This window comes from Dyella thiooxydans (assembly GCF_001641285.1).
Taxonomy (GTDB): Bacteria; Pseudomonadota; Gammaproteobacteria; order Xanthomonadales; family Rhodanobacteraceae; genus Dyella_A; species Dyella_A thiooxydans.
The window spans coordinates 2,941,217-2,953,538 of the sequence record NZ_CP014841.1 but is presented as its reverse complement, the minus strand read 5'-3'; the positions used below and the strand labels follow the sequence as shown (position 1 = coordinate 2,953,538).

Here is a 12,322-nt window from a genome sequence, read left to right as displayed (position 1 = left end):
CTTACGCCTGGCAGCTTGGTCGGTTTGGGCCTGACGTGCGGGGCAGGGGCAGGTTAGGACGTGCCATGCTCCCTGAGTGCCGGGCCGCCTCGACGCGTCGTGTAGGGGGATGCCACGCGCCCCGTACAGCAGGCATGAAAAAGCCCGCCGGAGAGGGCTTGGATCGAGCATGTCGGGCTTTGCGCTAGTGAATGAATTTCGCCGCGGTGAACGCGAGAGACGCTAGGATCAGGGCCGTGGCGACAAACCACTTGATCAATGTCGACTCCATCGTCCGCATCTCAAGCTTGGTACACGCTGAGTCGAGCTTCGTCTCGATCGCGACCAAGCGCTCCCGCACTTGGACGATGGTCTCTTCAAGTTTTGCGACGCGCGCTTCCATGTTTCCATCATGGGGCGGGCCGCCATCTCCCGCAAGGGGTTGCTGGATATAGGATTGCGCCTGTTGTGCCCCGATACGGCGGTTAGCCAGCGTCACCTGATGCTCCCTGTTCGCGCGTCTCCGTTAGCCAGTCGAGCACCGACTGGGCTGCAACAAACCAAAGTGTGCCGCAATTTCTGCAAGTAAGCGTCAAGATGGGCGTGAAAAGGTCAACCTCGGCACGTTCCTCTGTCTTTGCAGTTGGAAGGCCTGAAACTGGTGCTTCGGTTGACGACAGGAGCGACCAAGAAACGTTGCCGCATCTCAAGCATGCGGCGTTTTTGAGCCCTTTTGCCCTGTGGAATGCGCCAAGTTGTTCGCTGGTGATGACAGGTATTTCTACCGAATCGACCATGCTTCCGTCCTTCAATGCGTTGCTCAGCTAGCCCAGTCAGTGACCGAGCAAACGCCGCCCGAGGTCTCAACAAATCGCATTGGATCCAACTTCCAGAGTCGTTCCTCTACGCGTCGATTTCGTCCCAACTGTAAGGAGCATAGTCGCAAACCGCGGCGGATGGGCCAAGTGCGGCGCGGCAGGAGCCTAAAGATGGTGACAGCGGAACGCTCCGCCAAAAACCTCCGATAGATGGCTCTGCTAGGCCATTCTTGCGAACTGACTACCCCCGAGTGTGCACGGCGTCCCATACGTGCGCGGGCCTAACCGCGCGCGCGTACTGGTATCGAAACCCCTAGGGCATAGCACATCGTTCTACTTTATTCCGGAAGCGTGGCCGCTCCGGCCAGAACTAGGCGGTCGATGACGCTGCTGAAGTCACCACCGGCGTACGGGAATGTTCGGGCGGAAATCGCTTCGATCGCTTGCCGGGAGGGGTAGTAGTCGATTCTTGGCATCGATCTACGCCGCGCGCGCTGCTGCTCCAGCTTGCGAGCCTTGCGCCACGCTCGCCAGTCCGCATGGTCACTTGCTGTCGTCACTAGCTGTCCAGGTTGCCAAGTCATCGGCGTGCTTCCTGTTCGCTGCACCATGCCGCGGCCTGCTGCTCTTGCCATCGATAGACCCAGCGTTTGCACGGCACAACGATCAGTTGGCAGTTGCCGAGGTTGAATCGTTCGATTCGGCCGCTGCGGTTGTTCCAGCCGGGCCTGCGCTGGGCAGCAAGCAAGGATGCTGCGATGAGGGTGGGCAAATCGTCGTTGTGACACATGGCAAATCACTCCGGAATGCAGGCAAGCAATCGGGTACCCCTTGGTATATCTCTTAGAAGGTCCCCTCTGAGCGGGTCAGACTCCCCCGCCTATCGGGTCGATGGCTGCTCATCCGGTCGCCGCTTTTCGCGGTTCTTCCCCGCTCAGCGGGTCAGACTTCCCCGCTGACAGGGGTGGGCAAAGTGCTGCTGGTGGCGTTTGCTTGAGGCGTGGTTGCTTCCACTTGCCCGAAGCTACCCGGGTCGGTGAAACATCCAGCCGCGATTTGGTCTCGTGGATCGCTATCCAGGTGAAGGCGTAGAGGTTAGGACCATGCAAGCCACCTTGCCGGGTTAGCTCAAGCATTCCGGCGTCAATCAGCTCCCTGATCGCATTGCTCAGCGTTCCCTTTGACTTCCAGCCTCGCTCCTTCATCCACGACCACGGAGCGGCCAAGTCGCCGTTGTTGAAGCCATTGAAGCGCGCGCCTATGTCCATCAGCAGCGCCTGCGCCTTTTTGCTCAACCCAAGGTAGTTCGGGCAGTTCAGTACAGCGGTTGGAATCCTGAAGAACGTGCCCGTTTCCTTCCGCCCCTTCAACCGATTGCGACGCCGGCCACTCATGCTTGCACCTCCTGGCGCTCTGAGGTGTGCGCTGTGCGTGGGCTTCCGCCAGCGGGGAATACCTCGGCTAGGGGTTGGGGGGTGCGCCCGCGTAGAGCGTCGCCTCCTGCGATCTTGGAGCCGGTAGCGGCCGCCCTCCATAGCTTGTTCCGGATGTCGCTGCTGCTTGCTTGGATCTCCGGCAAGGCCTCGGCCACGGTCGCGGCCAGTTGCCGGCCTACAGCGCGCACTAGAAGCGCATTCCCTCCCGGTTTGACTGCCTCACGGAGCAGCAGACAGACCCGTTCGCCCTTGAGGTGCTGGGCGCGTCGCCAGTTCGGTTCAAGCGGGCAAATGGGAGCGCTGCAACCGTCGAACTTGGGGCAGCGCATGGCTCCCTTTTCCGTGTCGGGAAATTCGGCCGGAGTCATGCTGCGTCCCTCTCGATCAGGGCGCGGATGTCTTCAACCCGCCATGCCGTGATGCGTGGGCCGAGTTTTACGGGCTTTGGGTAGTTGCCAGACCTGACGCCCGCCCAAAAAGTCGATTTGCTGACAGGAATGATTGCTGGGATGGCTGGTGCATTGCCAGTTGCAGGCTTGCCGATAACCTGCCAGATGCGCAGGTATCCGGTTTCGGGGAGTGAGTGCATCGTGGTGTTTCCCTGTGCATTGAAGGGCAGGGAAATTAGATGCCGGCCATCTATCATGCGTCAGAGGTCATAAACAGTCGACCGCTGCCATTCATACGGGGGTAGAAAACCGGCCCGGTCAGTCAATTACTACACTTCGCCTCCGCTGCTTCTTGGTCTCGCCGCGCATGAACTGCGCAACGTCTGCTTTAAACACGTTGTGCCACGGCAGAGCCAACGCGCAAGCACGAATGAATCTAGATTGCGCAGAGAACTTAGGCTCCCCTAGTCCGCAGTTCTCCCAGATATCCGCCAAGGCGTGAGCCAAGGCAAGCTCTGCACCGGCCTTGAGCGGCCGCCCCTTTCGGGAAGAGCGAACCTCTGAACTTGTTTTTGGATTCAACAGCCTCGCAATGCCCGCCTGTCGGGCTCGCTCCCAATCAAGCCTGCCAATGGCGCCTCGGGTGCCACCAAAAAGCCGCAAGTAAGCGAGGGCGTCTGAACCCTCCCACCGGTCCAAGACGTCAAACAAACCCGCCACAGCTTGGCTCAGCTCCTCAGACAGTTGGCGAACCTGGCTCGAAGTGGGCGCCGGAGTCCTTTTCAGTTGCTCGGTTAGGCACTCGGGGCTGACTGACACACCGAACGCGCGTACGAATGGCGTATCTCCGAGGACTGCCGTCATTGCGCTTGCTCTTTCCGATGCCAATGCAGCCTTGAATCGATCCGTCGCTTCTTCCAATGAATGGACAGGCACAGTCTCGGAGATGCTTACGCGATAGCGATTTTCGTGATCGAGCAGCGTTAGTTGAGCTTCAAACAAGTCGGGGCAACCACCACGCGCGATCTCGACAATGCGACAGAAGACAGTGAGCTCTTTTTCGCCTTGGCGCTCACCAAGAGGCTCATAGGTCCAGGAGCCTGCCGGCTCTAAGATAGGACCCTCATCGGAATATTTCTGGGCGTAATAGCGTGTCGTGCCTGAGGTTCCACGATTTTTCAACAACCAATGTTCGCGCAGCGCGGTCCACTCTTCGCTTTCCTCGTGCGAGACGCATCCCCTTAAACGGGTCGGAAAATACGGTGCCACGCGCACACCTCTGCGCCCTTCAAAAGGTGCCGCACCAGCCGGGGAAGGTGCCCGGCTTTCGGATGGCCGTCCTAGGCGCGGCGCAATCGAACGCTAATCTTCATCGAAAATCTGTGCGGAACCGTCGTTTTGCAAGTGCCTAGATTCCATCCAGTCAATTACGTGCATCGACCAGTTCCGGTTGCTGTTGTCGATGAACGCGCAAAGCATTTCTCCGATGATGTACAGCCCTGCAAGAAGCCATAGCCAATCTGCATGTGTGGAGAACAAGTAGACACATGCAGCCAGACCGCAGAACACAGCACGCCAAATTGCAACGCGCCAGGTATCCCGGTTGTAGTCGCGCTGAAGAGCCGCATAGACCTCTGCCTGCCCCCCATGTGCAAACAGGTTGACGTGCTTAAGATTTGCCACTGTCCCACCTCCGGGTGTCTGTCAGATTGTCCTGCGCTTGATCGACACGACGTTCCCGCCCGCCTTTAGGGAATCAAGATAGTTCGCCCATGCTTGCATCATCTTTGTGCGCTCAGCGAGGTGGGCAGTGCGGTTGTAGGCCCGCCCGTTGGGGTCGCGCACAGCGTGGGCGAGCTGATGCTCGATGTAGTCGGGGCGGAAGTGCAGCACTTCGTCCAGCACGGTGCGGGCCATCGCCCGGAAGCCGTGGCCGCTCATCGTCTCCCGATCAAAGCCCATGTAGCGCAGCGCGGCATTTACGGTGTTTTCGGACATGGGCCGCTGTGGGCTTCGCACGCCGGGGAACACGTACTGCCCTCGACCAGTCAGAAGCCGCAGCTCGCGCAGGATCTCGACCGCTTGGGTAGAGAGCGGGACTATGTGTGGAGTCTGGGTTTTGGTTGCCGTGTAGCGCCACTCAGCGGCGTCTAGGTCGATATCCGCCCATTGGGCAGTCCGAAGCTCCCCGGGGCGCACGAACGTCAGCGGGGCGAGCTTTAAGGCGGCTACCGTCACGGCTGAGCCGGTATAGGCGTCGATGGCCCGGAGCAGCTTCCCGATCTTGGCGGGGTCGGTGATGCTGGCGAAGTGCTTCGTCTTGGTCTGCTCAAGCGCGCCCACGAGATCAGCAGCCGGGTTCCTTTCCGCGCGATCCGTAGCGATGGCATACCGGAATACCTGACCGATGAAGCCGCGCGCGCGGTGGGCGGTCTCGGCTACACCGCGTTGCTCCAGCTTGCGCAGGGCTGACAGGATGACCGAGGCGGTCACATCGGCAATCGGGAGGTCCCGCAGGCTCGCGAGGTCCTTGTTAATCCAGCGGCGGGCACGCAGGGCGCTCTTTTCGCCCAGCCCCTCCTTTTCGCGCTTGGCGACGAACTCAAGGGCGATTGCGCCGAAGGTGTTAGCGGTGCGGTCTGCAAGGGAGGCCTTTTCCGCCTTGCGTTGCACGCTGGGGTCTACGCCAGCCGCCAGCAGCTTGCGGGCTTCGTCCCGCTTCGCGCGCGCGTCAGACAGGCCGGTGTCCGGGTAGGTGCCCAAGCTCAGGCGCTTTTCCTTGCCCCCATAGCGGTATTTGAGCCGCCACCACTTGCCCCCGGTCGGGGCCACTTCCAGATACAGGCCTCCGCCATCGAACAGACGCTGTGTCTTGTCGGTCGGCTTGGCCTTGCGAATGGCAACGTCTGCGAGGGGCATGGGGGCAACACCCTGGGGCCGGTAGGCCGTTGCCCCCGATCTTGCCCCCACTTGCCCCCGGATTTCAATGGGCGTCGTAGGACGCTATCGGACGGCGAAAGTCCGTAAAACATAGTTCTGTAGACACTTTCCGGACACCATAGGATGACGCTGCACTAGGATGTGGTGGGCCCACCAGGACTCGAACCTGGAACCAAGGGATTATGAGTCCCCTGCTCTAACCATTGAGCTATAGGCCCGCGGGTTGCGAAGTGTAGCGGCTCAGGCGGCCGGGGTGCTTGCGGCGGCGGCTCGCCGCTGGCGGCGCTGGTGGTGCAGCGCGTCCGTGCTCAGGATCGCGAGCGCGGCCCAGATGAGGATGAAGCCGGTCCAGCGCGACGGCGACATCGCCTCGTGGTTCACGCCCACGGCGATGGCGAACTGCAGCGACGGCGCCAGGTACTGCAGCATGCCGAGCAGGCTCAGCGGCAGGCGCCGCGCCGCGGCGGCGAAGAAGGTCAGCGGAGCGGCAGTGACGATGCCGGTGGAGGCGAGCAGCAGCGCGCTGTGCCAGCCGTTGGCCAGGAAGTGCGATTCGCCATGCGCATGCAGCCAGCGCAGCGCGAGCAGGGCGAACGGCGCCAGCAGCAGGGTTTCGACAGCCAGGCTGGTGACCGCGCCGGTGCGGCGGCCGGCGAAGCTTTTCATCAGGCCGTACAGGCCGAAGCTTCCCGCCAGCGCGAGCGCCAGCCACGGCGGGTGGCCGTAGCCGACGGCGATGACGGTGACCGCGCCGGTGGCGATCGCCATCGCGATCCACTGGGCCGGCCGCAGCCGTTCGCGCAGCACGAACACGCCGAGTAGCACGGTGAGCAGCGGGTTGATGAAATAGCCGAGCGAGGCCTGCAGCACCTCGCGCTGGTTGGCGGCGTACACGTAGACCAGCCAGTTCACCGCGATCAGCGCTGCTGCGGCACCGAGGAAGGCCATCTGCCGGCCGTGGCGCAGGGTTTCGCGCAACTCGCCGAGCGAGCGCCGGGCGGCGAGGATGCCCAGGCAGATCACCGCCGTCCACAGCGCCCGGTGCGCCACCACCTCCAGCGCGGAGGCGAATTCCAGCGCGATCAGGTACAGCGGCAGCACGCCCCAGATGCCGTAGCAGGCGATGCCGAACAGCAGGCCGCTGCGCATGGACGAATGGGCGTTGGAGGGGTTCGGGGCGTTCACGGTATTCCGGGAGCGGTGGGGAGCGTCGGAAAAAGAAACGCCCGCGACGAGCGGGCGTTTCCAGTGGTGCGTGGTGCGACCGGTCAGTCGAGGTCGAGGAACGAGCGCAGCTGCTCCGAACGGCTCGGATGACGCAGCTTGCGCAGGGCCTTGGCCTCGATCTGGCGGATGCGCTCGCGGGTGACGTCGAACTGCTTGCCGACCTCTTCCAGCGTGTGGTCGGTGTTCATGTCGATGCCGAAGCGCATGCGCAGCACCTTGGCCTCCCGCGGGGTGAGGCCGGCGAGTACGTCGCGCACGGTCTCCATCAGGCCGGTCTCGGTGGCCGAGTCGATCGGCGAGGACGCGTTGGAGTCCTCGATGAAGTCGCCCAGGTGGGAGTCCTCGTCGTCGCCGATCGGGGTCTCCATGGAGATCGGCTCCTTGGCGATCTTCAGCACCTTGCGGATCTTGTCCTCGGGCATGTCCATCTCCTTGGCCAGTTCCTCCGGCGTGGCCTCGCGGCCGAACTGCTGGAGCATCTGGCGGGAGATGCGGTTGAGCTTGTTGATCGTCTCGATCATGTGCACCGGGATGCGGATGGTGCGCGCCTGGTCGGCGATCGAGCGGGTGATCGCCTGGCGGATCCACCAGGTGGCGTAGGTCGAGAACTTGTAGCCGCGGCGGTATTCGAACTTGTCGACCGCCTTCATCAGGCCGATGTTGCCTTCCTGGATCAGGTCGAGGAACTGCAGGCCGCGGTTGGTGTACTTCTTGGCGATCGAGATCACCAGGCGCAGGTTCGCCTCGACCATTTCCTTCTTGGCGCGGCGCGCCTTGGCCTCGCCCACGCTCATCGCGCGGTTGATGTCCTTGATGTCGGTCAGCGGCAGGAACAGCTTGCGCTCGATCGCGGCGAGCTTCTCCTGCTCGGCGTCGATGGCTTCCTTGTGCGTCTTGACGTTCGGCGACCACTTCTGGCGCTTGCGGCTGAGCTCGGCCGCCCACTCGAGGTTGCCCTCGTTGCTGGGGAAGGTCTTGAGGAACTCGGCCTTGGGCATCTTCACCTGCTTGATGAAGATGTCCATCAGCACGCGCTCGTGGTGGCGGATGTCGCCCACCACTTCGCGCAGCTTGCGCACGAAGCTGTCGATCAGCGCGGACGGCAGCTTGAGCTTGAGGAACTCCTCGGCCATCTGGTCGCGCAGCTTGACGATTTTCTTGTCGGTGATGCTGGTGGCCTTGGGGGCCGCCTTCTGGAACTTGGCGTAGTAGTCGCGCAGCAGCTCCATGCGGCGCTTGACCTCCTCCGGATCCGGACCGCTGGCGACGGCGTCGTCGTCGTCCGACGAGGTGTCGCTGTCGTCGTCGTCCTCGTCGCCTTCGCTGTCGTCGTCGGTGGCGTTGGCCGCAGCCTCTTCGGCTTCCAGGCGCGCGGCGTCGGCGGCGGCTTCCAGATCGAGGAAGCCGGCGAGGATCTCGGACAGGCGGCGCTTGCCGTCCAGGTGCTGGTCGTACTCCTCCAGCAGCAGCTCGATGGTCAGCGGGAAGCTGGCCAGCGCGGTCTGCACCTGACCCAGACCTTCCTCGATGCGCTTGGCGATGGCGATCTCGCCCTCGCGGGTCAGCAGCTCGACCGTGCCCATCTCGCGCATGTACATGCGCACCGGGTCGGTGGTGCGGCCGACCTCGGCGTCCACGGCGGACAGCAGGGCCACGGCTTCTTCGGCGGCGGCCTCGTCGTCGTTGCCGCTGCCGGGCGCGTTGTCGGCCAGCGGATCGGCGTCCGGCGCGGCGTCGTGCACTTCGATGCCGACGCCCTTGAGCACCGCCATGATGTCTTCGATCTGCTCCGGGTCGACGATGTCGTCGGGCAGGTGGTCGTTGATCTCGGCATAGGTCAGGTAGCCCTGCTCCAGACCCTTGGAGATGAGCGCCTTGATTTCGGACTGTTGCTCGGGAGCTTTGCTATTCATACCTACCGCCGCGGATGCAGGAACCGGTCAGTATAGCGATGTGGCGCTTTTTTGACCAGTTTTCAAGGAAGAAAAAGAGGTGCCGTGGGCAGCAAGAATCGCGCCAGACAAGGCGATTGCGCGGGCCCACGGGGGTTCGGAGCCATCAGGTCTCCAGCCAGAAAGTGACCGGACCGTCGTTCACCAGGTGAACCTGCATATGGGCACCGAAGCGGCCGGTTTCCACCCCCGGATGCGCGGCACGGGCCAGCTCGACCAGGCGATCGAACCAGCGGCGGCCATGTTCGGGGGGCGCGGCGGTGGTGAAACTCGGGCGCATGCCCTTGCGGGTGTCGGCCGCCAGGGTGAACTGACTGACCAGCAGCAGGCCGCCACGGGTATCGGCGAGGGAGCGGTTCATGCGGCCGGCATCGTCGGCGAACACGCGGTAGCCGAGCAGGCGTTCGAGCATGCGCCGGGTCTGTGGCTCGCCGTCGGCGGGCTGGACGGCCACGAGGGCCAGCAGGCCCTGGCCGATGGCTCCGACGGTCTCGCCGTCGACACTCACATGCGCGCCGGCGACGCGCTGAATCAGGGCGATCATGCGTGGTTCCGGGAAAGGTCGGCGCAGCTTAGCGCGACCGTTCCGGTTCCGGCAGCGATGGCGGGACCTTCCACTACACTGGCCGGATGCGTGCGGACATCTACCTGCTCTACCTCCTGCTGCGCCTGCTGGCGCTGTTGCCGCTGCGGGCGCTGCATGGCGCCGGGGCCCTGATCGGGCGGCTGATGCTGTGGCGCGGGGCGCGTGCGGCGGACGTCACCGCGGTGAACCTCGCGGTGACCCGGCCGGGCCTGTCGGCCGAGGCCCGCCGCACGTTGCTGCGTGGCGCGATGGTCGAGGCCGGCAAGTCGGTCACCGAGATCATCAAGGTCTGGGGCAGTGGCGCGACGCGCGCGCTGGGGCTGGTGCGCGAGGTCCGCGGCGGCGAGCTGTTCGATGCCGCGCTGGCGGCGGGCAAGGGGGTGATCATCGCCGCGCCGCACCTGGGTTGCTGGGAGTTGCTGAACTACTGGCTGTGCAGCCGCACGCCGATGGCGATCCTGTACCGGCCGCCGCGGATCGCCGCGGTGGAGCAGCTCTTGCGCAAGGTGCGGGGCGCGCTCGCCCCGGAGCAGGTACGCGCGGAGGGTGCGGGGGTGCGCACGCTGTACAAGCGGCTCGCCGCCGGTGGTGCGGTCGGCATCCTTCCGGACCAGAAGCCGCGCGCCGGCGAGGGCCAGGTGGCACCGTTCTTCGGCCGCGACGCGTTGACCATGGTGCTGTTGCCACGCCTGGCAGCCCGCACCGGCGCGACCGTGCTGTTCGCCTTCGCCGAGCGCCTGCCGCGCGGAAAAGGCTTCCGCATCCATCTGCTGCCGGCGCCGGCCGGCCTGGACGATGCCGACCTGGGCGTGGCCTGCGCTGCGCTCAATCGCGGGGTGGAGGATTGCGTGGAGCGGGCGTTCACCCAGTACCAGTGGCAGTACAAGCGCTACTCGGCCGATGGGCTGATCAGCCCCTACGACGGCCCGGGTCGGATCGCGGTGGACTGAGCGGCTCAGTCGGCGGAGCGCTCGAGCCGGCGCAGGAACACGGTCATCTCCTTCCTTGCCTGCTCGTCGCCGCGTGCCTCGGCGGCGGCGATGCCACGTCGCCACGCTTGCGCGGCGGCATCGGTGTCGCCGGAATCCACGCAGGCCTTGCCCAGCAGCTTCCATGCGGCCGAATAGGCCGGGTCGAAGGCCGTGGCCCGTTCCAGTTCCGCGCGGGCCTCGGCGGCGTCGTTTGCGTCAAGCAGGGCGGCGCCGAGCGAAAAGCGCAGCAATGCCCCGTCGCGCGGGCCGCCGCACTGCGCGCGCAGGGCCTGGATGCGGGACGGGCTCACGGGCGCGCCGTGCCCGGATAGACGAGGGTGGGCGTGGCCGGTTCGGGCGGGAGCTGCCCGGCCTGCACGTCCGCCAGCGCCGGCGCCGACCAGATCACGATCCACGACGAGCGGAACGGCTGCACCAGCAGGGCGTAGCGGCGGTCCTCGTCGGTCAGCTTGCCGGGATGGGTCACGATCACCCCGTCCGGGTGGGCCTGGGCGAATGCGGCGACCTGCGCCGGCACGTGCATCTCGACGATCGGGCCGGTCAGCCGGGCGGCGAAGTGGAACTGCGCGTCGTATGAACCGAAGTAGCCGATCGCGCGGTGCTGAGCCTGCATCGAGGCCAGCAGCTGGTTCGACGGCGTCAGGTCGTATTTGTGCCAGGCGGTGAGCGTGAACAGCGTGTTGAGGGCCAGCGTGCCGACCAGGCCCGCCACGGCCAGTCGGCGCATTTCGCCGCGGCCGCGCAACAGCAGCAGTGCCCCCAGCAACAGGAACAGCGCGGAGAAGTAGCGGCTGTAGCCGACCGCCTCGTCGAGCCACTCCCCGTGCAGGTGGTCACCGGCGACCAGGCCGGGCAGCACGAACATGAATATCGCCAGCAGTGCACCACCCACGGCGAGCGGCCACGTGCCGAGCCAGGCGGTGGTGGCCAGTCGCGGATGGCGCTCGCGCAGCAGGGCCACGGCCCCGGCCAGCAGCAGGCAGGCGCCGCCCAGCTCGGGCAGCGGGTAGTACAGCTGCTTGCCGCTGACCAGCGAGAAAGTGATGAAGGCCGGCACCAGCCAGCTCAGCGCGAAGCGCACGCCGACCGGCAGCGGTCGGCGCAGCATCGCCAGCGCGGCGACCGCGCGCGGCCAGGCGCTGAGCGGGAACATCAGCACCGGCACGGCCAGCAGGTACCACCACACCGGCCGTGCATGGTTCTGCAGGTCTGCGGCCGGGGCCACGCCGTTGACCACCCGCCCCGCGGTCTGGGTGAAGAACAGCCGTTGACGGTAGGCCTCGCCACCGCTGAAGCCGGCCGGGATCGCCCAGGCCAGCAGCATCGCCAGGCCCAGCAGCACGCCCAGCGCGCCGAAGCCGTACCAGCGCGCGCGGTGCTGGCGGGCCCAGTCGCTCCAGAATGGACCGAGCAGCCACGGAAAGATCACGTGCAGCAGCATCACCGGCCCCTTGGTGAGCAGGCCGAAGCCGATGCACAGGCCGAACAGCCACCAGCGCGGCTCGGCGCGGCGGTCGGTCGGCAGCAGGCACAGCAGGGTGGCCAGTGCCCAGGTCGCCAGCAGCACGTCGTACATGATCTGCAGGCCGAACAGGAACGCGTAGCTCAGCGACAGCAGCATCCACGGCGTGGCGGAGGCCACCCACGGCCGGTCGGGGAACAGGCGCCGGGCGATCATCGATACCAGCACCAGCTCGGCACCGCCGAAGCCGACCTCGAGCACGCGCGGCCACACGTCGTTGACGCCGAACACGGCCCAGCCGGCGTGGATCATCCAGAACAGCAGGGGAGCCTTCTCGCTGTAGGGCGCCCCATTCATGTACGGCACCAGCCAGTGATGTCCGTGCCACATCTCCCAAGCCACCGCGAGCGTGCGGGTGGAGAACAGCGGCATCGGCCCGTGCGAGAAGATCGCCAGCAACGCGGCCGCGGTCCACAGTGGCAACCAGGGCCACAAGGCGCGCAGGTGTTCGGATCGACGGTAGGCGTTGGACGTCACGGTG

14 protein-coding genes and 1 tRNA gene are annotated in these 12,322 nt (G+C 65.1%); 1 reads left to right on the top strand and 14 read right to left on the bottom strand.

What is annotated here, in order from left to right:
• Nucleotides 1-184: 184 nt before the first annotated feature.
• The 12 genes from ATSB10_RS13430 to dtd form a co-directional block, all read right to left on the bottom strand.
• Nucleotides 185-478, bottom strand: coding sequence for a hypothetical protein (locus ATSB10_RS13430; protein ID WP_157469248.1), 294 nt, complete (start codon nt 476-478; stop codon nt 185-187).
• Nucleotides 465-776 (bottom strand): hypothetical protein, encoded by a 312-nt coding sequence (locus tag ATSB10_RS19405; protein ID WP_157469246.1) that lies wholly within the window; start codon nt 774-776, stop codon nt 465-467. The genes ATSB10_RS13430 and ATSB10_RS19405 overlap by 14 nt, the downstream gene beginning before the upstream one ends.
• A gap of 601 nt (nt 777-1,377) precedes the next feature.
• Complete coding sequence (locus tag ATSB10_RS19400) at nt 1,378-1,587, bottom strand: hypothetical protein (RefSeq protein ID WP_157469244.1); 210 nt, start codon at nt 1,585-1,587, stop codon at nt 1,378-1,380.
• 109 nt (nt 1,588-1,696) lie between these two features.
• Nucleotides 1,697-2,191, bottom strand: coding sequence for a hypothetical protein (locus ATSB10_RS19020; protein WP_205631054.1), 495 nt, complete (start codon nt 2,189-2,191; stop codon nt 1,697-1,699).
• Nucleotides 2,192-2,597: 406 nt separating this feature from the next.
• Complete coding sequence (locus ATSB10_RS19010; protein ID WP_083966218.1) at nt 2,598-2,822, bottom strand: helix-turn-helix transcriptional regulator; 225 nt, start codon at nt 2,820-2,822, stop codon at nt 2,598-2,600.
• A 118-nt stretch (nt 2,823-2,940) separates the two neighbouring features.
• Complete coding sequence (locus ATSB10_RS19395) at nt 2,941-3,891, bottom strand: hypothetical protein (RefSeq protein WP_157469242.1); 951 nt, start codon at nt 3,889-3,891, stop codon at nt 2,941-2,943.
• Nucleotides 3,892-3,984: 93 nt separating this feature from the next.
• Nucleotides 3,985-4,305: a hypothetical protein gene (locus tag ATSB10_RS19390; protein ID WP_157469240.1), complete on the bottom strand. Its 321-nt coding sequence runs from the start codon at nt 4,303-4,305 to the stop codon at nt 3,985-3,987.
• Between the two features lie 21 nt (nt 4,306-4,326).
• A complete protein-coding gene (locus tag ATSB10_RS13425) occupies nt 4,327-5,541 on the bottom strand; it encodes a tyrosine-type recombinase/integrase (protein ID WP_063673281.1) in 1,215 nt (404 codons plus the stop codon).
• Nucleotides 5,542-5,704: 163 nt separating this feature from the next.
• Nucleotides 5,705-5,780, bottom strand: a tRNA-Ile gene (locus ATSB10_RS13420).
• 22 nt (nt 5,781-5,802) lie between these two features.
• Nucleotides 5,803-6,747, bottom strand: a complete 945-nt coding sequence (rarD, locus tag ATSB10_RS13415; protein ID WP_205631053.1) for an EamA family transporter RarD — start codon at nt 6,745-6,747, stop codon at nt 5,803-5,805.
• Nucleotides 6,748-6,830: 83 nt separating this feature from the next.
• Nucleotides 6,831-8,702, bottom strand: a complete 1,872-nt coding sequence (gene rpoD / locus ATSB10_RS13410; protein WP_063673279.1) for an RNA polymerase sigma factor RpoD — start codon at nt 8,700-8,702, stop codon at nt 6,831-6,833.
• 145 nt (nt 8,703-8,847) lie between these two features.
• Nucleotides 8,848-9,285, bottom strand: coding sequence for a D-aminoacyl-tRNA deacylase (gene dtd / locus ATSB10_RS13405; RefSeq protein WP_063673278.1), 438 nt, complete (start codon nt 9,283-9,285; stop codon nt 8,848-8,850).
• A gap of 86 nt (nt 9,286-9,371) precedes the next feature.
• Here dtd and ATSB10_RS13400 point away from each other — a divergent pair, with 86 nt between their 5' ends.
• On the top strand, nt 9,372-10,277 hold the full coding sequence (locus tag ATSB10_RS13400) for an LpxL/LpxP family acyltransferase (RefSeq protein WP_063673277.1): 906 nt from the start codon (nt 9,372-9,374) through the stop codon (nt 10,275-10,277).
• A 5-nt stretch (nt 10,278-10,282) separates the two neighbouring features.
• Here the strand turns inward: ATSB10_RS13400 and ATSB10_RS13395 are convergent, their stop codons facing one another.
• Both ATSB10_RS13395 and ATSB10_RS13390 read right to left on the bottom strand, forming a co-directional pair.
• A complete protein-coding gene (locus ATSB10_RS13395; protein ID WP_063673276.1) occupies nt 10,283-10,609 on the bottom strand; it encodes a tetratricopeptide repeat protein in 327 nt (108 codons plus the stop codon).
• Nucleotides 10,606-12,318, bottom strand: coding sequence for an ArnT family glycosyltransferase (locus ATSB10_RS13390; protein ID WP_063673275.1), 1,713 nt, complete (start codon nt 12,316-12,318; stop codon nt 10,606-10,608). Before ATSB10_RS13390 ends, ATSB10_RS13395 begins: the two co-directional genes overlap by 4 nt.
• Nucleotides 12,319-12,322 lie beyond the last annotated feature (4 nt).